The organism is Rhodoferax sp. GW821-FHT02C08 (assembly GCF_059421805.1).
Genome location: NZ_JBWKVR010000023.1, coordinates 16,747 through 34,717, shown reverse-complemented (window position 1 = coordinate 34,717; position 17,971 = coordinate 16,747). Strand labels below are relative to the sequence as shown.

24 protein-coding genes are annotated in these 17,971 nt (G+C 57.7%); 21 read left to right on the top strand and 3 right to left on the bottom strand.

Annotation, left to right across the window (positions count from 1 at the left end; translation table 11 throughout):
• Positions 1-36: 36 nt before the first annotated feature.
• Positions 37-468 (top strand): Cd(II)/Pb(II)-responsive transcriptional regulator, encoded by a 432-nt coding sequence (cadR, locus tag AC07VY_RS21875; RefSeq protein ID WP_495099287.1) that lies wholly within the window; start codon positions 37-39, stop codon positions 466-468.
• 236 nt (positions 469-704) lie between these two features.
• On the opposite strand, the gene AC07VY_RS21870 is transcribed toward cadR, so the two are convergent.
• The 3 genes from AC07VY_RS21870 to AC07VY_RS21860 form a co-directional block, all read right to left on the bottom strand.
• Positions 705-971, bottom strand: coding sequence for a hypothetical protein (locus tag AC07VY_RS21870; protein WP_495076807.1), 267 nt, complete (start codon positions 969-971; stop codon positions 705-707).
• A gap of 120 nt (positions 972-1,091) precedes the next feature.
• Entirely contained in the window at positions 1,092-2,585 is a 1,494-nt protein-coding gene (gene glpK / locus AC07VY_RS21865; protein WP_495099286.1) for a glycerol kinase GlpK, read from the bottom strand.
• On the bottom strand, positions 2,582-3,352 hold the full coding sequence (locus AC07VY_RS21860) for a DeoR/GlpR family DNA-binding transcription regulator (protein ID WP_495076805.1): 771 nt from the start codon (positions 3,350-3,352) through the stop codon (positions 2,582-2,584). Before AC07VY_RS21860 ends, glpK begins: the two co-directional genes overlap by 4 nt.
• Positions 3,353-3,501: 149 nt before the next feature.
• Here AC07VY_RS21860 and AC07VY_RS21855 point away from each other — a divergent pair, with 149 nt between their 5' ends.
• The 20 genes from AC07VY_RS21855 (at position 3,502) to rpmJ (ending at position 17,966) form a co-directional block, all read left to right on the top strand.
• Entirely contained in the window at positions 3,502-4,575 is a 1,074-nt protein-coding gene (locus tag AC07VY_RS21855; RefSeq protein ID WP_495099285.1) for an ABC transporter ATP-binding protein, read from the top strand.
• On the top strand, positions 4,575-5,645 hold the full coding sequence (locus AC07VY_RS21850) for an ABC transporter ATP-binding protein (protein WP_495099284.1): 1,071 nt from the start codon (positions 4,575-4,577) through the stop codon (positions 5,643-5,645). Before AC07VY_RS21855 ends, AC07VY_RS21850 begins: the two co-directional genes overlap by 1 nt.
• 82 nt (positions 5,646-5,727) lie before the next feature.
• Positions 5,728-6,621 carry a carbohydrate ABC transporter permease gene (locus AC07VY_RS21845; RefSeq protein ID WP_495099283.1) on the top strand — a complete coding sequence of 298 codons (894 nt, stop codon included), beginning with the start codon at positions 5,728-5,730 and terminating at the stop codon, positions 6,619-6,621.
• Entirely contained in the window at positions 6,614-7,426 is an 813-nt protein-coding gene (locus tag AC07VY_RS21840) for a carbohydrate ABC transporter permease (protein WP_495099282.1), read from the top strand. Before AC07VY_RS21845 ends, AC07VY_RS21840 begins: the two co-directional genes overlap by 8 nt.
• Positions 7,427-7,447: 21 nt before the next feature.
• Positions 7,448-7,756 carry a DUF2160 domain-containing protein gene (locus AC07VY_RS21835; protein WP_495076800.1) on the top strand — a complete coding sequence of 103 codons (309 nt, stop codon included), beginning with the start codon at positions 7,448-7,450 and terminating at the stop codon, positions 7,754-7,756.
• A gap of 91 nt (positions 7,757-7,847) precedes the next feature.
• Positions 7,848-9,578, top strand: coding sequence for an ABC transporter substrate-binding protein (locus AC07VY_RS21830; protein WP_495099281.1), 1,731 nt, complete (start codon positions 7,848-7,850; stop codon positions 9,576-9,578).
• 118 nt (positions 9,579-9,696) lie between these two features.
• On the top strand, positions 9,697-11,298 hold the full coding sequence (locus tag AC07VY_RS21825; protein ID WP_495099280.1) for a glycerol-3-phosphate dehydrogenase/oxidase: 1,602 nt from the start codon (positions 9,697-9,699) through the stop codon (positions 11,296-11,298).
• Entirely contained in the window at positions 11,295-12,128 is an 834-nt protein-coding gene (locus AC07VY_RS21820; RefSeq protein WP_495099279.1) for an HAD-IIB family hydrolase, read from the top strand. The genes AC07VY_RS21825 and AC07VY_RS21820 overlap by 4 nt, the downstream gene beginning before the upstream one ends.
• A 206-nt stretch (positions 12,129-12,334) precedes the next feature.
• Positions 12,335-12,703, top strand: a complete 369-nt coding sequence (rplN, locus tag AC07VY_RS21815; protein WP_315192381.1) for a 50S ribosomal protein L14 — start codon at positions 12,335-12,337, stop codon at positions 12,701-12,703.
• A 9-nt stretch (positions 12,704-12,712) separates the two neighbouring features.
• On the top strand, positions 12,713-13,033 hold the full coding sequence (rplX, locus tag AC07VY_RS21810; RefSeq protein ID WP_495076796.1) for a 50S ribosomal protein L24: 321 nt from the start codon (positions 12,713-12,715) through the stop codon (positions 13,031-13,033).
• Between the two features lie 2 nt (positions 13,034-13,035).
• Positions 13,036-13,575, top strand: coding sequence for a 50S ribosomal protein L5 (rplE, locus tag AC07VY_RS21805; protein ID WP_495076795.1), 540 nt, complete (start codon positions 13,036-13,038; stop codon positions 13,573-13,575).
• 8 nt (positions 13,576-13,583) lie between these two features.
• The gene (gene rpsN, locus AC07VY_RS21800; protein ID WP_490591334.1) at positions 13,584-13,889 is read left to right on the top strand and encodes a 30S ribosomal protein S14; all 306 of its coding nucleotides are present in this window, start codon (positions 13,584-13,586) and stop codon (positions 13,887-13,889) included.
• Positions 13,890-13,909: 20 nt separating this feature from the next.
• The gene (gene rpsH, locus AC07VY_RS21795) at positions 13,910-14,305 is read left to right on the top strand and encodes a 30S ribosomal protein S8 (protein ID WP_490591333.1); all 396 of its coding nucleotides are present in this window, start codon (positions 13,910-13,912) and stop codon (positions 14,303-14,305) included.
• Positions 14,306-14,321: 16 nt separating this feature from the next.
• Complete coding sequence (gene rplF, locus AC07VY_RS21790; protein WP_495076794.1) at positions 14,322-14,855, top strand: 50S ribosomal protein L6; 534 nt, start codon at positions 14,322-14,324, stop codon at positions 14,853-14,855.
• A gap of 11 nt (positions 14,856-14,866) precedes the next feature.
• Positions 14,867-15,232, top strand: a complete 366-nt coding sequence (rplR, locus tag AC07VY_RS21785) for a 50S ribosomal protein L18 (protein WP_490591331.1) — start codon at positions 14,867-14,869, stop codon at positions 15,230-15,232.
• 17 nt (positions 15,233-15,249) lie between these two features.
• The gene (rpsE, locus tag AC07VY_RS21780) at positions 15,250-15,774 is read left to right on the top strand and encodes a 30S ribosomal protein S5 (RefSeq protein WP_490591330.1); all 525 of its coding nucleotides are present in this window, start codon (positions 15,250-15,252) and stop codon (positions 15,772-15,774) included.
• Between the two features lie 14 nt (positions 15,775-15,788).
• Positions 15,789-15,971, top strand: coding sequence for a 50S ribosomal protein L30 (gene rpmD, locus AC07VY_RS21775; protein ID WP_495076793.1), 183 nt, complete (start codon positions 15,789-15,791; stop codon positions 15,969-15,971).
• 9 nt (positions 15,972-15,980) lie between these two features.
• Positions 15,981-16,412: a 50S ribosomal protein L15 gene (gene rplO / locus AC07VY_RS21770; protein ID WP_495099278.1), complete on the top strand. Its 432-nt coding sequence runs from the start codon at positions 15,981-15,983 to the stop codon at positions 16,410-16,412.
• 24 nt (positions 16,413-16,436) lie between these two features.
• Positions 16,437-17,753: a preprotein translocase subunit SecY gene (gene secY / locus AC07VY_RS21765; RefSeq protein ID WP_495076791.1), complete on the top strand. Its 1,317-nt coding sequence runs from the start codon at positions 16,437-16,439 to the stop codon at positions 17,751-17,753.
• Positions 17,754-17,852: 99 nt separating this feature from the next.
• Positions 17,853-17,966: a 50S ribosomal protein L36 gene (gene rpmJ / locus AC07VY_RS21760; protein ID WP_028820150.1), complete on the top strand. Its 114-nt coding sequence runs from the start codon at positions 17,853-17,855 to the stop codon at positions 17,964-17,966.
• Positions 17,967-17,971: the final 5 nt, after the last annotated feature.

Here is a 17,971-nt window from a genome sequence, read left to right as displayed (position 1 = left end):
GTTACTATAGAGTCAACCCCATTCTTGGATAGCCTTATGAAAATCGGCGAATTGGCCCAGGTGGCCCAGTGCACGGTAGAGACGGTGCGCTACTACGAGAAGGAAGGCTTGCTGCCCGCGCCGGCGCGCACGGCGGGCAACTTCCGCGTGTATGGGCCGGAGCATTCGGAGCGCCTGCGTTTCATCCGCAACTGCCGCGCGCTGGACATGAGCCATGAAGAAATCCATAGCTTGCTGCGCCTGGCGGATCAGCCAGCCGAGGGCTGCGGCGCCATCAATGCAGTGTTTGACCAGCACATCGCCCATGTGGACGAACGCATACGTGAGCTGACCCAGCTAAAACAGCAACTGGCGGGTTTGCGCGAACGGTGTAGCAGCGAACAAGCTTCGGATGCCTGCGGCATCTTGCAGGGTCTGGCGGCGATGGAAGTGGAATCCCGGCCCGAACGGCATACGCACTTGGGTTGAAAGTGCTGCACGTCAATAGGTGCCTAAATGGACGCTGGCGCAGATAGATAGTGCGCAGCATGCTACTCAAAATGTAGCAATTGATGGTGTTTTCCATGCTGGCAGGTCAATGCCAGCATGGTCGTTCAACCCCACCATAGGGTTTTCGGCTTGGTTCTTGCTATATGTCCCAGGCCTGGCCTTGAGGCCTCACGCCAGGAGACACGGCAGCGGTGACCCGGAGCCGAAGGAGCTTTTTAAGCGCGGTTTTGCAGTTCGTGGCGGTCGGCTGCGGCGAACAGATCAGCGGCAAAGCCACGGTCGGTGTCGGCGTAGCTTTCGGCCAGCATGCGGACTTGTTCGGCTTCTTCGAACACGGTCAGGGCACGTGGCGCAGCTGTCTTGAACAGCGTGGCGTGCAGAGCGGAAAACAGGTTGGACGTGGCGGCGAAGAATTCGCGGGCAGCGGAACTGACGGCAGGTGCGGTTGCGGAGCTGGTCAGTTGGTAAGCATTGGTAGTCATGGTGGTTACTCCTGTACATCGGGTTGACGTTGGAGTGAATTATAGGGTTAACCCTAGATTCGGTCCATGAAAATCCTAGGGTTAACCCTCTATCGTGATTTAGATCACATGCTGTTGTTTTTATTCCAAAACCGTTTGACGTACGGCATGTTCCCAACGCGCCATCAGTTCGGTCGCTCGTGCGGTGCTGAGCGTGGGCAGGAAGCGCCGCTCGGCGCGCCACAGGGCAGATAGTTCCTCGGTATTGCGGTACACGCCCACGGCCAGACCGGCCAGGTAGGCGGCACCCAGGGCGGTGGTTTCGGTCACGGCGGGGCGTATCACCGGGATGCCCAGCAGATCGGCCTGGAACTGCATCAGTAAATCATTTACACAGGCACCTCCATCCACCCGCAGCTCGGCCACCGGCGTGCCGCCAGCTTGCACTGCGTCGCGGCCCATGGCCTGTAGCAGGGCAGCACTTTGGTAGGCAATGCTTTCCAGCGCCGCCCGGGCGATGTGGGCCAGTGTGGTGCCGCGGCTCAGGCCGGTAATGCTGCCGCGCGCATCCGGCTTCCAATAGGGCGCACCCAGGCCGGTGAAGGCCGGCACGAACATCACGCCGCCGGAGTCGGGCACGCTTTGCGCCAGGCTTTGTACCTCGCCGCTGTTATGGATGGCATGCAGGCCGTCGCGCAGCCACTGCACCACCGCGCCGCCCACGAAGACGCTGCCTTCGGTGGCGAATTCGGGCTGTGCCGTGGGTTGGGCCGCACTGGTGGTGAGAAGGCCGTTGTGGGAGGTCTGGAAGGTGGTGCCGGTGTGCATCAGCATGAAGCAGCCCGTGCCATAGGTGTTCTTGGCCATGCCGGCTTTGAAGCAGGCCTGACCGAACAGCGCGCTTTGCTGGTCGCCGGCAACGCCCCCTATGGGGATGGCCTGGCCCAGCAGGGCGGGGCTGACATCGCCGTAGATGGCGCTGCTGGGTTTCACGGCGGGCATCAGGCTGGCAGGGATGTTCAGTGCGGCCAGCAGCTCGGCGTCCCATTGGTTGCTGTGCACATTGAACAGCATGGTGCGGGATGCGTTGCTCACGTCGGTGGCGTGCACCTGGCCTTCGGTCAGCTGCCACATCAGCCAGCTGTCGATGGTGCCAAAGGCCAGTTCGCCGCGTTCCGCCTGGGCGCGGGCGTTCGGCACGTGGTCCAGCAGCCATTTCAGCTTGGTGCCCGAGAAATAGGCATCGACCAGCAACCCGGTCTTGCGTTGGATTACATCGGCCAGGCCATCGGCGCGCAGCTGCACGCAGGTGGGCTCGGCGCGGCGGTCCTGCCAGACGATGGCATGGTGAATGGGCAGGCCGGTCGCGCGATTCCACACCACCGTGGTTTCGCGCTGGTTGGTGATGCCCACCGCGCGGATGTCCTTTGCCTGCAGCCCGGCCTTGGCCAGGGCTTCGCGGGCGGTGCTGAGCTGGGTGTGCCAGATCTCCATCGGGTCATGCTCGACCCAGCCGGGTTGGGGAAATATTTGGGGCAGTTCCAGTTGCGCCTGGCTGACGATGTGGCCGTCGGCGTGGAAGACGATGCTGCGGGAGCTGGAGGTGCCCTGGTCCAGGGCGAGCAGGTAGGTCATGGTTGTGTGGCGAGGTGGCAGCGGACTTGGGCATCGCGCAGCAGGTTGGCAAAAGGTTCGGGCACCGGAGCGTCGGTGAACAGGCGGTCGATCTGCGACAGGCTGGCCACTTCCACCATAGCCGGGCGGTTGAATTTGCTGCTGTCAGCCGCCAGCCAGACCTCGCGGGCGTGGCTGATGATGGCTTGCGAGACCTTCACTTCGCGGTAGTCGAAGTCGCGCAGCGTGCCATCGGCTTCAATGGCCGAAATGCCGATCAGCGCAATATCCACCTTGAACTGCCGTATGAAATCGATAGCAGCTTCACCCACCACGCCGCGGTCGCGCCCGCGCACCACGCCGCCGGCAATGATGACTTCACACTGCGGATTGGCGCTAAGGATGGTGGCCACGTTCAGGTTGTTGGTGATAACGCGCAGCCCTTTGTGCTGCAGTAGGGCCTTGGCAATCGCCTCGGTGGTGGTGCCAATGTTCAGGATCAGCGAACAGTCGTTGGGCACCTCGGCCGCCACTGCGCGCGCAATGCGGGCCTTGCCTTCGGCGTGCAGGTTCTCGCGCTGCGGGTGGGCGATGTTCTCAATCGTCGAGCTGGGCACGCGTACGCCGCCGTGGAAGCGGGTCAACAGGCCATCGTCGGCCAGGCGCTGTACGTCGCGGCGCACGGTTTGCAGGGTGACGCCGAGCTTGTCGGCCAGCTGGTCAACGGTGAGAGAGCCCTGGGCCTGTACGGCCTGCAGCAGCAGCAGTTGTCGGGGGTTGGGGTTCACGGGGTTTCGTTTCGGAAAAAACTAGCGCTTGACTTTAAAACGAAAGACAAAGAACGTTCTAAGGGTTGCTACCGATAAAAAAGAAACACAAACGAACAATAATCATCAAATTCGAAAACGCAAGTTTGTAAATTCGGCAAAGGATTGTGATGCAGTTGAGCTTAGAAGGCGTCAGCAAAAAGGTGGGGGCACAGACCTGGCTGTACGAGATGGGTTTGGCGCCTCAGCCCGGTGCCGTGACCGTGTTGCTGGGCGCAACCCAGGCGGGCAAGACCAGCCTGATGCGCATCATGGCTGGGCTGGACGTGCCTACCCATGGGCGGGTGCGGGTGGACGGTGTGGACGTGACCGGTCAGCCGGTGCGCGAGCGCAATGTGGCCATGGTCTACCAGCAGTTCATTAACTACCCCTCGCTCACAGTGCGCGACAACATCGCCTCGCCGCTGAAGCTGCGCGGCGAAAAGAATATGGACCAGCGCGTACGCGAGCTGGCCGAAAAGCTGCATATCGAGATGTTCCTGGAGCGCTACCCAGCCGAGCTATCGGGCGGCCAGCAGCAGCGCGTGGCACTGGCCCGGGCGTTGGCCAAGGCGGCACCTCTGATGCTGTTGGACGAGCCGCTGGTGAATCTGGACTACAAGCTGCGCGAAGAACTGCGCGACGAACTCAGCTCGCTGTTTGCCGCGGGTGAATCCACTGTCATCTATGCCACGACCGAGCCGGGCGAGGCCTTGCTGCTGGGTGGCTACACCGCGGTGATGGATGCGGGCGAATTGCTGCAATACGGTCCCACGGCCGAGGTATTCCACCGGCCTAAGTCGCTGCGCGTGGCGCGGGCTTTCAGCGATCCACCGATGAACCTGGCTGCTGGCCACACGGCGGCTGGCGGCGTGCAGTTGCAGGCAGGGCCGCTGCTGGCCCTGGCCTTGCCGGCTACGCAGGCCGGGAGCTTGACGGTAGGCCTGCGCGCCAGTGCGCTGCGGGTGCAGCAGCGCCCCGGTGACGTAGCCCTGAACGGACAGGTCGAGCTGGCGGAAATCTCCGGTTCCGACACCTTTGTGCACGTGGCGACGCCGATTGGTGAACTGGTGGCCCAACTCACCGGCGTGCATTATTTCGAACTGGGGGCTGCATTGACCTTGTATTTCCATGCCACCCAGGCTTATGTGTTTGATGGTCAGGGCAGCTTGCTGCTGGCCCCGGTCCGCCAGGGAGCTGTGTAATGGCCCGCATTGAACTGGACCTGGCGCACGCTTACCGCGCCAACCCAACGCAAGATAGCGACTACGCGCTGCTGCCTTTGAAGATGAGCTTCAACGACGGCGGTGCCTATGCCTTGCTCGGCCCCTCGGGCTGCGGTAAGACGACCATGCTGAACATCATGTCTGGTCTGCTGGCGCCATCGCAGGGCACAGTGCTGTTTGACGGCAAAGACGTGACCCTCGCCTCGCCGCAGGAGCGCAACATCGCCCAGGTGTTCCAGTTCCCGGTGATCTACGACACCATGACGGTGGCTGAAAACCTGGCTTTTCCACTGCGCAACCGCAAGGTGCCGCAGGCGCAGATCGACAAGCGCGTGGGCGAAATTGCCGAGATGCTGGAGATGAGTGGTCAGCTGAACCAGCGCGCCGCCAACCTGGCGGCAGACGCTAAGCAGAAGATCTCGCTGGGCCGAGGCCTGGTGCGGCCCGACGTGTCGGCCGTGCTGTTCGACGAGCCGCTGACGGTGATCGATCCGCACCTGAAATGGCAGCTGCGCCGCAAGCTCAAGCAGATTCACCGCGAGCTGAAATTGACGCTGATCTACGTGACCCATGACCAGGTAGAGGCGTTGACTTTTGCCGAGCAGGTGGTGGTGATGACGCGTGGCCGTGCCGTGCAAGTGGGCTCGGCCGATGCCTTGTTCGAGCGGCCCAGCCATACCTTTGTGGGTAACTTCATCGGCTCGCCGGGGATGAACTTTTTGCCTGTCCATGCTGCGGCCGAAACCTTGCAAGTGGCCGGTGCGCAATGGCAGCTGCCACGGGCGTTGCCCCAGGGTGCGTTGAAGCTGGGCGTACGGCCGGAATACGTCTCGCTGGCACAACCCGCCACGCGGGGGGCTCTGCTGTGCACGGTATCCAAGATCCAGGACGTAGGCACGCATGTGATGCTGACTGCCGCGGTCGATGGACAGGTGCTCAAGGCCCGGCTGAGTCCCGAGGTGCAACTGCCAGCGGTGGGTGAAGTGGTCTGGCTGCAGGTGCTGGGCGAGCACACCTGCTTTTATAAGAACGAGGAGATTGTGCAATGAACGCCGTGCCGAACCGCTTCAAACAAGTTCGCGCCCCCTTGGGGGGGAGCGCTACCGCCTTGGCGGCAAGCGTGGGGGCTATATGAGCACCACAACCAAACCGGTGAACCAGAAAGCCTGGTTCTTGATCTTGCCGGTGCTGATTTGCGTGGCCTTTTCTGCCATTGTGCCGCTGATGACGGTGGTGAACTATTCGGTGCAGGACATCATTTCGCCCGAGCGGCGTGTGTTCGTGGGCACCGAATGGTTTGTCCAGGTGATGCGCGACGAGGAGCTGCATGCCGCGCTGTTGCGTCAACTGATTTTCTCCTTGTCGGTTCTGGCGGTGGAGTTGCCCTTGGGCATCTTGCTGGCCTTGTCCATGCCAGCCGAGGGTTTGAAGGCGTCGGTAGTGTTGGTGATCGTGTCGCTGTCCCTGCTGATTCCGTGGAACGTGGTGGGCACTATCTGGCAGATTTTTGGTCGCTCCGACATCGGTTTGCTGGGGGCTGCGCTGCAGGGCATGGGTATCGACTACAGCTACACCGGCAACGCCACCCATGCCTGGCTGACGGTGTTGGTGATGGATGTGTGGCACTGGACGCCGCTGGTTGCCTTGCTGGGTTATGCGGGTCTGCGTTCGATACCAGATGCCTACTACCAGGCCGCGCGGATTGACGGTGCCAGCAAGTTTGCGGTGTTCCGCTACATCCAGCTGCCCAAGATGCGTGGTGTGCTGATGATTGGCGTGCTGCTGCGCTTCATGGACAGCTTCATGATCTACACCGAGCCCTTTGTGTTGACGGGCGGGGGGCCTGGCAATGCGACTACCTTCCTGTCGCAGTTCTTGACGCAAAAAGCCGTGGGCCAATTTGACCTGGGTCCGGCTGCAGCGTTTTCGTTGATCTACTTTTTGATCATCCTGCTGCTGTGTTTCATTCTGTACAACTGGATGCAGCGCGTTGGCACCCAAGAAAAAGAAGGCGGCCATGAATAAGCCAAAATTTCAGAAGCGGACGATCTTTCTGTTCGCCTACATCATCTTCGCCCTGGTACCCATCTACTGGATGGTGAATATGTCGTTCAAGACCAACCAGGAGATCGTGGCCAGCTTTTCGCTGCTGCCCCAGCATTTCACCTGGGACAACTACCGCACCATCCTGACGGATTCGTCGTGGTACTCGGGCTATATCAATAGCCTGATCTACGTCAGCATGAACATGGTGATCACGCTCACTGTGTCCCTACCTGCGGCCTATGCGTTCTCGCGCTACAGCTTCCTGGGCGACAAGCATGTGTTCTTCTGGCTGCTAACCAACCGTATGACCCCGCCCGCGGTGTTTTTGCTGCCGTTCTTCCAGCTCTACACCACCGTAGGTTTGATGGACACGCACTTGGCGGTGGCGCTGGCGCACTTGCTGTTCAGCGTGCCGCTGGCGGTGTGGATTCTGGAAGGTTTCATGAGCGGCATTCCACGCGAGATCGACGAGACGGCTTATATCGACGGCTATACCTTCCCGCGCTTTTTCCTGACCATCTTCTTGCCACTGATCAAGGCAGGTGTGGGTGTGGCGGCATTCTTCTGCTTCATGTTCAGCTGGGTAGAACTGCTGCTGGCCCGCACCCTGACCAGTGTGAATGCCAAGCCCATCGTGGCGACCATGACGCGCACCGTGTCGGCGTCGGGCATGGACTGGGCCACGCTGGCGGCGGCTGGCGTCTTGACCATTGTCCCAGGCGCCATCGTGATCTGGTTTGTACGCAACTACATCGCCAAGGGCTTCGCCATGGGGCGGGTGTGATTGGTCTAACAGGAGATTTGTATGTTTGAGTGGATGGCTTGGACCTTGCCGGTCGCAGTGTTCTTTATTTGTATTGCGCTGATGTTGGTGGGCATGACGGTGTGGGAGATCAAGTCGCCCACAACCTTGCGGCGCGGCTTCTTGCCGATGGACACCACGCGCGGCGACCGTTTGTTCATTGGCTTGCTGAGCGCGGCCTATGTGAATCTGGCTTTTGTGGGATTGAGCGGCAAGTTTGCCGAGTGGTTCCAGCTGGACGGTGACCCGTCCATCTGGATCAGTTTTGTGCTGTCCGTAGCCCTGCTGATGGTGATCATGCGCAAGGGCTAGGCATGGTGTTCCGAGGATCCGGCTTTTACTGCCCCCAGAGCCGAGCACGCCTTTCGTTGAATGGGGGTGTATACCAATGAGGAGACGAGACATGAAGATGCGTTATTCCATACTGGCCATCGCCGCAGCTTGTGCGCTGACGGGCCATGCGTTCGCCGACGAAGCGGCTGCGAAGAAGTGGATCGACAGCGAGTTCCAGCCATCGACCCTGAGCAAGGACAAACAGGCCGCTGAGATGAAGTGGTTCATCGAAGCCGCGAAGAAGCTGCAAGCCAAGGGTGTCAAGGAAATCTCGGTGGTGTCAGAAACCCTGACCACGCATGAATACGAGTCCAAGACCCTGGCCAAGGCGTTTGAAGAAATCACCGGCATCAAGGTCAAGCATGACGTGATCCAGGAAGGCGACGTGGTCGAGAAGCTGCAGACTTCCATGCAGTCGGGTAAGTCGATTTACGACGGCTGGATTTCGGATTCGGACCTGATTGGTACCCACTACCGTTACGGCAAGATATTGGCGCTGTCGGACTATATGGCCGGCGCTGGTAAGGAGTTCACCGATCCAGATCTGGATTTGAAGGACTTCATCGGCACCAGTTTCACCACGGCGCCCGACAAGAAGATGTACCAGCTGCCGGACCAGCAGTTCGCCAACCTGTACTGGTTCCGTGCCGACTTGTTTGCGCGCCAGGACCTGAAAGACAAGTTCAAGGCCAAGTATGGCTATGACCTGGGCGTGCCGCTGAACTGGAGTGCCTATGAGGACATTGCCGCCTTCTTCAGCGAAGACGTGAAGACGCTGGACGGCAAGCCAATCTACGGTCACATGGATTACGGCAAAAAAGATCCATCGTTGGGCTGGCGTTTCACCGATGCCTGGCTATCGATGGCGGGTGCGGCAGACGTAGGCATTCCAAATGGCATGCCTATCGATGAATGGGGCATCAAGGTGGCCGATGACAAATGCACCCCGGTGGGTGCATCGGTGTCGCGCGGTGGGGCGACCAACTCGCCAGCGGCTGTGTACGCTTTGACCAAGTACATCGACTGGATGAAGAAGTACGCGCCCAAGGAAGCCATGGGCATGACCTTTGGTGAATCCGGTCCAGTGCCAGCACAAGGCCAGATCGCCCAGCAAATCTTCTGGTACACCGCTTTCACGGCCGATATGGTGAAGCCCGGTCTGCCAGTAGTGAATGCAGATGGCACTCCCAAGTGGCGCATGGCTCCCGGCCCGAATGGCCCGTACTGGAAGCAAGGCATGCAGAACGGCTACCAGGACGTGGGTTCCTGGACCTTCTTCAAGGACCACGACGCCAACAAGGTGGCGGCGGCCTGGCTCTACGCCCAGTTCGTGACCAGCAAGACCGTGTCCTTGAAGAAGTCGATCACTGGCCTGACCTTCATCCGCGACAGCGATATCCGTGCTGACTACTTCACGCAAAACGCCAACAAGTACGGCGGCCTGATCGAGTTCTACCGCAGCCCAGCACGTGTGGCCTGGACGCCGACCGGCACCAATGTGCCCGACTACCCCAAGCTGGCGCAGCTGTGGTGGAAGAACGTAGCTGAGGCGGTAACGGGTGAGAAAACGCCGCAGAAAGCCATGGATAACCTAGCCGATGAGATGGACAACGTGATGTCGCGTCTGGAACGCGCTGGCATGGCCAATTGCGCGCCAAAGCTCAATCCCAAGGGTGACCCCAACAAGTATCTGAGCGATGCACATGCCCCATGGAAGAAGCTGGCGAACGAAAAGCCCAAGGGCGAAACCATTGCCTATGACACCTTGTTGAACGCCTGGAAGAACGGCAAGGTCCGCTAAGCGCGTAACAGAGATGCAATAAGCTCTGCAATGGCTGCGTGGCCCTCTGCGCCACGCAGCCCTTTTGGTTGGCATGCTTCGCGCATGTCAACTTGTTTGATTGCTGGAATCTTGGTTTATGACGCTTGCCCCCTCGCCCCGATCGACTTTGCGCACTGCAGTAATGGCGCAGCTCAGCGGGCCTGCTCAATTCGATGTGGTGGTTATCGGCGGTGGCGCGACAGGTCTAGGGGTGGCTCTGGATGCAGCTTCGCGCGGATTCAGCGTGGCCTTGATCGAATCACATGACTTTGCCAAGGGCACTTCATCGCGTGCAACCAAGCTGGTGCACGGCGGTGTGCGTTACTTGGCACAGGGCAATATCGCACTAGTGCGTGAAGCCCTGCACGAACGTACCACGCTGCTGCATAACGCGCCCCATCTGGCGCAACCGCTGGCGTTTGTGATGCCGTCCTACAAGCTGCTGGACACGCCCTTTTATGGCATAGGGCTCAAGATGTACGACGCTCTCGCCGGTAAGGCGGGCCTGGGGTCCACAGAATTTTTGGGTAAAGAAAAGACCCTGCACTATCTGCCGACTGTACGTGCGCAGGGGCTCAAGGGCGGGGTCAAGTACTGGGATGGCCAGTTTGACGATGCCCGTTTGGCATTGGTGCTGGCCCGCACTGCGGCCGACCAAGGGGCTGTGGTGGCCAATTACTGTGCCGCCACCGGTTTGTTGCATGAAGACGGCAAGGTGGCGGGCGTGCATTGCCAGGACCGCGAAACCGGTGCACACATGACGCTGCGCGCGAGTTGTGTGGTGAATGCCACCGGTGTCTGGGTGGACGAATTTCGCCAAAAGGACGGCGACGCAACAGGTCGCACCGCCAAGCCCATGGTCGCGCCCAGCCAGGGCGTGCACATCGTGGTGGACCGTGAATTTTTGCCAGGCGACCATGCGATGCTGGTGCCGAAGACCGCCGATGGCCGGGTTTTGTTTGCCGTGCCATGGTTGGGCAAGACCATTCTGGGCACCACGGATACGCCGCGCCATGACCTGGACCGTGAGCCTTTGCCGTTCAAGGAGGAGGTGGAGTTCATTTTGGGTGAATCAGGTAGATATCTGAGCCGGGCGCCTACCCGGGCCGACGTGAAAAGCGTGTGGGTTGGCCTGCGTCCGCTGGTCAAGCCGCAAGATGAGGATGGCGGCAATACCAAGGGCATCAGCCGCGAGCACACGGTGTTGGTCAGCCGCAGCGGCATGGTCACGGTGACCGGCGGCAAATGGACCACCTACCGCGCGATGGCCGAGGACGTGTTGGACAAATGCTTTGGCGCGGAGTTGCTACAGCCGCGCAAGCCGGTCTGTACAGCGACCTTGCGCCTGATTGGCGCGGGCACGGTGCCTGCGGGGGGCTTGCAGCACAAAATGAGCGATGCGCCGGGCTTGCAAGCCTACGGTACAGAACAGGATCTGGTGCGGTCTCTACCTGGTGGTGGGCGCGCGCTGGGCGGAGGCCTGAGCGAAGCCATGGTGCGCTTTGCTGCCCGCTTTGAATATGCCCGCACGGTAGAGGACGTGTTGGCGCGCCGTAGCCGGCTGCTGTTTCTGGACGCGCGCCAGGCCGCCTCCTTGGCGCCGGCGGTGGCAGACATCCTGTTGCAAGAAACCGGTGTGGACCCGCAGACCGAGGCGTTTTTGACCCTGGCCGAGCAATACACCACCTTGCCTGCATGAAACCCTTGACGCAATGGCCGCTCGCGCAGCGGCGTGGCGTGCGGGGTGTGCTGACGGATATAGACGACACCCTGACAACAGACGGTGCTATCACCCCCGACGCCTTGCAGGCTTTGCAGGATTTGAAGTCTGCTGGTCTGACGGTGATTGCAATTACCGGGCGCCCGGTGGGCTGGAGCGAGCCGTTTGCCCAGTCTTGGCCGGTCGATGCCATCGTTGCCGAGAATGGCGCCGTCGCGCTGATAAATAGCAATGAAATTAGCCTTCAGCGCAGTACTCATCTGCGTCAGGCGCTATCAAAAATATATATACAGGATGCTGTTACGCGGCAAGCCAATAAGGTGCGCATGCAGAGGCTGGCAGAGCGCGTGCTGGCCGAAGTGCCCGGTGCTTGCCTGGCCGAAGATTCTGCGGGCCGGGAAACCGATATCGCCATTGACCACAGCGAATTCAGCCATTTGTCGCCGGCCCAGATCGCCCAGGTGGTTGCCGTCCTGGAGGAGGGAGGCATGCGCGCCACCGTCAGTTCCATCCATATCAATGGTTGGTTTGGCGAGCACAACAAGTGGGAGGGCGCGCGCTGGATCGTGCAAACCCTGTTTGGGCGGGCGCTGGAGGCGGAAATGGATCGCTGGGTCTATATAGGTGACTCGACCAATGACCAGCGGATGTTCGAGGCGATGCCGCAAACCGTGGGCGTAGCCAACATCCGCAGATTTGAGGCTGATTTGGCATTTAAACCACAGTACGTAGCCGAAAATGAGCGGGGTGCGGGCTTTGCCGAGATCGCAAACGCCGTTCTGGCGGCATTTCGACCTGAAAAAACATAGTTGGCGTTGCTGTGCATGTCTTTTATATGCACGCAGTTGACGCGCTTTTAAATATTCTGCATAATTGCGGGCTTCGCTCCTAAAAAGCGATGCTTCTGCCCAAAGGAAGCGCTATGAGTGGTTTGTAGCGTGGACGACGGGCCCAAGACTGATTGCGTGCTGCGGCTTAGGCTGAGGCACTCGATGCAAGTTGGGAAAACATAGACATGATCCAAACTGAATCCCGGTTAGATGTTGCCGACAATACCGGCGCGAAATCCGTTCTCTGCATCAAGGTGCTGGGCGGGTCCAAGCGTCGTTACGCTAGCGTTGGCGACATCATCAAAGTGAGCATCAAAGAAGCCGCTCCACGTGGTCGCGTCAAAAAAGGCGAGATCTACAGTGCAGTGGTGGTGCGCACGGCCAAAGGTATCCGTCGTGCAGACGGTTCGCTGGTCAAATTCGATGGCAACGCAGCTGTGTTGCTGAATGCAAAGCTGGAGCCCATCGGCACCCGCATCTTCGGACCAGTGACGCGCGAATTGCGCACTGAAAAGTTCATGAAGATCGTGTCCTTGGCCCCTGAAGTTCTGTAAGGACGCGACATGAACAAGATTCGCAAAGGCGACCAAGTCGTCGTGCTCACCGGGCGCGATAAAGGCAAGCGCGGTACTGTCGCGCTGCGTAAAGATGATTCTTACCTGTTGGTCGATGGTATCAACATGGTCAAGAAGCACGCTAAGCCCAATCCCATGAAGGGTGAGGCTGGCGGCATCGTCGAAAAGAACATGCCAATTCACCAGTCCAACGTAGCCATTTTCAATGCTGCTACCGGTAAGGCTGATCGTGTTGGAATCAAGGTGCTGGCGGACGGCAAGCGCACACGCGTTTACAAGTCCAGCGGCGAAGAAATCAAGGTGGCATGAGCATGGCACGTTTACAACAACACTACCGCGAAAAAGTCGCTCCAGAGTTGATGGCCAAGTTTGGCTACACCTCGGTGATGCAAGTTCCACGTTTCACCAAGATCACCTTGAATATGGGTGTGAGCGAAGCTGTATCCGACAAGAAGGTTATGGACAACGCCGTTGCTGACCTGACCAAGATCGCCGGCCAAAAGCCTGTGGTGACCAAGGCCAAGAAGGCTATCGCCGGTTTCAAGATTCGCGAAGGCCAGGCCATTGGTTGCATGGTGACTCTGCGCGGCGTTCAGATGTTTGAGTTCCTGGATCGTTTCGTGACCGTGGCTTTGCCCCGTGTACGTGACTTCCGAGGTATCTCCGGTCGCGCTTTTGATGGCCGTGGTAACTACAACATCGGCGTAAAAGAGCAGATCATTTTCCCTGAAATCGAGTACGACAAGGTTGATGCCTTGCGCGGTCTCAATATCAGCATCACGACGACGGCAAAGAGCGATGAAGAGTGCAAGGCACTGCTCGCTGGTTTCCGTTTTCCGTTCAAGAACTGAGGTGACGTGTGGCTAAAAAAGCTTTGATCGAGCGCGAGCTCAAGCGTGACCGTCTGGTCGCCAAATATGCAGCTAAGCATGCGGAACTGAAGGCAACTTCGAACGACGCAAAGAAAAGCGAAGAAGAGCGCGCAGTAGCCCGTCTGGCTCTGCAACAGCTCCCACGTAACGCAAACCCCACTCGCCAACGCAATCGTTGCGCGATCACGGGTCGTCCACGTGGCACATTCCGTCAGTTCGGTCTGGCCCGCGCTAAGGTGCGTGAGCTGGCTTTCGCTGGCGATATCCCCGGTATGGTTAAGGCCAGCTGGTAAGTAAGGCAGGAGAACTAGACATGAGTATGAGTGACCCCATTGCCGACTTGCTGACCCGTATCCGCAATGCGCAAATGGTAGCCAAGACTACCGTATCGATCCCCTCTTCCAAAGTGAAGGTGGCGATTGCCCAAGTGCTGAAGGACGAAGGCTACATTGACGGCTTCAAGGTGAAAACCGATGCTGGCAAAAGTGAGCTGGAAATCACTTTGAAATACTACGCCGGTCGCCCAGTGATCGAACGTATCGAACGCGTAAGCCGTCCTGGCCTGCGTGTTTACAAAGGCCATGATGCCATTCCTCAAGTCATGAATGGCTTGGGCGTGGCGATTGTCACCACCCCCCAAGGCGTGATGACCGACCGCAAAGCCCGCGCTACCGGCGTTGGCGGCGAAGTCTTGTGCTACGTCGCTTAAGCAGGAGAAATAGCAAATGTCTCGCGTAGGAAAAATGCCTGTTGCCATCCCCGCTGGTGTGGATGTGGCAATCAAGGACGACCAAATCAATGTCAAGGGCACCGGCGGCACGCTGTCGTTGACCCAAAATGCACTGGTCAAAGTGGTGAATGATGCCGGCAAGTTAACCTTTGCCCCAGCGAATGAATCACGTGAAGCCAATGCCATGTCGGGCACCATGCGTCAGCTGGTAAACAACATGGTTGTTGGTGTGACCAAGGGTTTCGAGAAGAAGCTGAGCCTGATAGGCGTGGGCTACAAAGCCGCCGCTCAAGGTGCCAAGCTGAACTTGGCTGTGGGTTACTCCCACCCCGTTAATATCGATATGCCTGCTGGTATCACCGTTGCGACGCCCACCCCGACAGAAATTCTGATCAAGGGTGCGGACCGTCAACGCGTTGGCCAAGTGGCTGCTGAGATTCGTGCGATTCGTCCTCCCGAGCCTTACAAGGGCAAGGGCATCCGTTATTCGGATGAGAAGATCACGATCAAAGAAACCAAGAAGAAGTAAGGAGCCGCAACATGTTGACCAAAAAAGAACAGCGTCTCCGCCGTGCTCGCCAAACCCGCATTCGTATTGCGACCCAAGGCGTTGCACGCTTGACGGTAAATCGTACGAATCTGCACATCTACGCCAGTGTTATCTCTGGCGACGGTGCCAAGGTTTTGGCCAGCGCTTCGACTGCAGAAGTTGCGGTTCGCAAAGAACTTGGTGGTTCTGGCAAGGGTGGCAACACAACTGCTGCTCAAGCTATCGGCAAACTGATTGCCGAAAAAGCCAAAGCCGCTGGTGTTGAAAAAGTAGCGTTTGATCGCTCAGGTTTTGCGTACCACGGCCGCGTCAAGGCGCTTGCCGATGCTGCCCGCGAAGCTGGCTTGCAGTTCTAAGCAGATCGGAAAAAATCATGGCTAAAGTTCAAGGAAAAATGCAGGGTAAGGCTGAAGGGCCTGAGGACGGTCTGCGCGAGAAGATGATCGCGGTGAACCGCGTGACCAAGGTTGTTAAAGGCGGCCGAATTCTCGGTTTTGCAGCTTTGACCGTGGTCGGCGACGGCGAAGGCCGCGTTGGCATGGGCAAGGGCAAGTCCAAGGAAGTTCCAGCAGCTGTTCAAAAGGCGATGGAAGAAGCGCGTCGCAATATGGTCAAGGTGACCTTGAAGAACGGTTCCGTTTTTCATAAGGTGACCGGTCAGCATGGCGCAGCCAACGTAATGATGGCTCCGGCTCCCAAGGGTACCGGCATCATTGCAGGCGGCCCAATGCGCGCTGTCTTTGAAGTAATGGGTATCACCGACATCGTTGCGAAAAGCCACGGTTCGTCCAACCCTTACAACATGGTGCGTGCAACTCTGGACGCCTTGCGTAACTCGACCACTCCAGCGGATATTGCAGCCAAGCGCGGCAAGAACGTTGAAGAGATCCTCGCTTAAGCAAGGGCATTGATATGACAACGCAACAAACAATCAAAGTGACGCTGGTTCGTAGCCCTATCGGCACGAAAGAATCGCATCGCGCTACCGTTCGTGGTTTGGGTCTACGCAAGATTCGCAGTGTTAGCGAATTGCAAGATACGCCTGAAGTCCGCGGCATGATCAACAAGATCAGTTATCTGGTCAAAGTCCTCTAAGGGATGACGATGGAACTCAATGGCATTAAGCCCGCAGCGGGCGCAAAGCACGCCAAGCGTCGCGTCGGTCGCGGCATTGGCTCTGGCCTGGGTAAAACCTCAGGTCGTGGCCACAAAGGTCAAAAATCGCGTGCCGGTGGTTACCACAAGGTAGGTTTTGAAGGCGGTCAAATGCCTATGCAACGCCGCTTGCCAAAGCGTGGTTTCAAATCGCATTTGCTGAAGTTCAATGCTGAAGTGACTCTCACTGCTCTCGAGCAACTGGGCGCAGCAGAAGTTGACGTCATGCTGTTGAAGCAAGCTGGTTTGATTGGTGAATTGGCCAAGGTCGTCAAGGTCATCAAGACTGGCGAATTGACCAAGGCTGTCAAATTGACCGGTATCGGCGCTACGGCCGCAGCTAAGGTTGCGATCGAAGCTGCTGGCGGCAGCTTGGTTTGACTTTACAGTTGAAGGAAATATTCGGTGGCAACTAGCGCTCAAATTGCAAAAACGGGTAAGTTTGGTGACCTGCGTCGCCGCTTGGTGTTTTTGTTGCTGGCGCTGGTTGTGTACCGAATTGGTGCGCATATTCCGGTTCCCGGAATTGATCCAGCACAACTGCAACAGCTTTTCAAAGGGCAGCAAGGCGGCATATTGAGTTTGTTCAATATGTTTTCGGGTGGCGCTTTGTCGCGCTTCACAGTATTTGCCTTAGGAATCATGCCCTATATATCGGCCTCCATCATTATGCAATTGATGGGATATGTGGTGCCGATGTTTGAGCAGATGAAAAAGGAAGGCGAATCTGGTCGTCGTAAGATTACTCAGTACACTCGCTATGGAACGTTAGGTTTGGCGTTGTTTCAATCCTTGGTAATTGCAACAGGGTTGGAAAGTTCGCCTGGTTTGGTTTTGTCGCCTGGTTTCGGTTTTCGTATGACGGCCGTTGTCAGCTTGACAGCAGGAACCATGTTCTTGATGTGGTTGGGTGAGCAGATCACTGAGCGCGGTTTGGGTAACGGTATTTCGATTCTGATTTTTGCCGGTATTGCTGCGGGTTTGCCTGGCTCTATTGGTGGACTGCTGGAATTGGTGCGGACTGGTGCGATGAGCATTATTTCTTCCATTTTCATTGTTGCTGTAGTCGCATTGGTTACCTACTTCGTTGTTTTCGTTGAACGGGGTCAGCGCAAGATTTTGGTGAATTACGCCAGAAGGCAAGTTGGCAATAAAGTTTATGGTGGTCAGTCTTCGCACTTGCCGTTGAAGCTGAATATGGCAGGCGTGATTCCTCCAATATTCGCCTCTTCCATCATCTTGTTGCCAGCCACGGTGGTGAACTGGTTTAGCACAACGGAATCGCTGCGTTGGTTAAAGGATGTCGCAGGAATGCTGAGTCCTGGTCAACCAGTCTACGTGCTGTTTTATGCAAGTGCGATAGTGTTTTTCTGCTTCTTCTATACGGCCTTGGTTTTCAATAGCCGTGAGACAGCAGATAACCTGAAGAAGAGTGGCGCTTTTATTCCTGGTATTCGGCCTGGTGAGCACACAGCGCGTTATATAGACAAAATTTTGCTCCGCCTGACTTTGGCTGGCGCTGTCTATATCACCTTTGTTTGTTTGATCCCTGAAATACTGGTGCTTAAATACAATGTGCCGTTTAATTTTGGTGGTACTTCGCTGCTGATTATTGTTGTAGTGACCATGGATTTCATGGCCCAAGTGCAGAACTACATGATGTCGCAGCAATATGAGTCATTGCTGAAAAAGGCAAATTTCAAATCTTCAGCAGGTACTTGATAAGAGTATTTGTAGGTGATGCCCTACGATTGTTCGCAGGCTCGTATTGTGTTCCGGCCGATATAGGTAGGACTGGCAAAAAAGTTTTAGGAGAGTTAAATGAGAGTTTCAGCTTCGGTTAAGAAAATCTGCCGTAACTGTAAAGTCATCCGCCGCAAGGGTGTGGTTCGTGTGATCTGTACAGATCCCCGCCACAAACAGCGTCAAGGTTGATAGAA

Coding starts and splice junctions, on each gene's coding strand:
- cadR (WP_495099287.1), top strand. CDS start 37: ATGAAAATCGGCGAATTGGCCCAGGTGGCCCAGTGCACGGTAGAGACG.
- AC07VY_RS21870 (WP_495076807.1), bottom strand. CDS start 971: ATGACTACCAATGCTTACCAACTGACCAGCTCCGCAACCGCACCTGCC.
- glpK (WP_495099286.1), bottom strand. CDS start 2,585: ATGACCTACCTGCTCGCCCTGGACCAGGGCACCTCCAGCTCCCGCAGC.
- AC07VY_RS21855 (WP_495099285.1), top strand. CDS start 3,502: ATGCAGTTGAGCTTAGAAGGCGTCAGCAAAAAGGTGGGGGCACAGACC.
- AC07VY_RS21850 (WP_495099284.1), top strand. CDS start 4,575: ATGGCCCGCATTGAACTGGACCTGGCGCACGCTTACCGCGCCAACCCA.
- AC07VY_RS21845 (WP_495099283.1), top strand. CDS start 5,728: ATGAGCACCACAACCAAACCGGTGAACCAGAAAGCCTGGTTCTTGATC.
- AC07VY_RS21840 (WP_495099282.1), top strand. CDS start 6,614: ATGAATAAGCCAAAATTTCAGAAGCGGACGATCTTTCTGTTCGCCTAC.
- AC07VY_RS21835 (WP_495076800.1), top strand. CDS start 7,448: ATGTTTGAGTGGATGGCTTGGACCTTGCCGGTCGCAGTGTTCTTTATT.
- AC07VY_RS21830 (WP_495099281.1), top strand. CDS start 7,848: ATGAAGATGCGTTATTCCATACTGGCCATCGCCGCAGCTTGTGCGCTG.
- AC07VY_RS21825 (WP_495099280.1), top strand. CDS start 9,697: ATGACGCTTGCCCCCTCGCCCCGATCGACTTTGCGCACTGCAGTAATG.
- AC07VY_RS21820 (WP_495099279.1), top strand. CDS start 11,295: ATGAAACCCTTGACGCAATGGCCGCTCGCGCAGCGGCGTGGCGTGCGG.
- rplN (WP_315192381.1), top strand. CDS start 12,335: ATGATCCAAACTGAATCCCGGTTAGATGTTGCCGACAATACCGGCGCG.
- rplX (WP_495076796.1), top strand. CDS start 12,713: ATGAACAAGATTCGCAAAGGCGACCAAGTCGTCGTGCTCACCGGGCGC.
- rplE (WP_495076795.1), top strand. CDS start 13,036: ATGGCACGTTTACAACAACACTACCGCGAAAAAGTCGCTCCAGAGTTG.
- rpsH (WP_490591333.1), top strand. CDS start 13,910: ATGAGTATGAGTGACCCCATTGCCGACTTGCTGACCCGTATCCGCAAT.
- rplF (WP_495076794.1), top strand. CDS start 14,322: ATGTCTCGCGTAGGAAAAATGCCTGTTGCCATCCCCGCTGGTGTGGAT.
- rplR (WP_490591331.1), top strand. CDS start 14,867: ATGTTGACCAAAAAAGAACAGCGTCTCCGCCGTGCTCGCCAAACCCGC.
- rpsE (WP_490591330.1), top strand. CDS start 15,250: ATGGCTAAAGTTCAAGGAAAAATGCAGGGTAAGGCTGAAGGGCCTGAG.
- rpmD (WP_495076793.1), top strand. CDS start 15,789: ATGACAACGCAACAAACAATCAAAGTGACGCTGGTTCGTAGCCCTATC.
- rplO (WP_495099278.1), top strand. CDS start 15,981: ATGGAACTCAATGGCATTAAGCCCGCAGCGGGCGCAAAGCACGCCAAG.
- rpmJ (WP_028820150.1), top strand. CDS start 17,853: ATGAGAGTTTCAGCTTCGGTTAAGAAAATCTGCCGTAACTGTAAAGTC.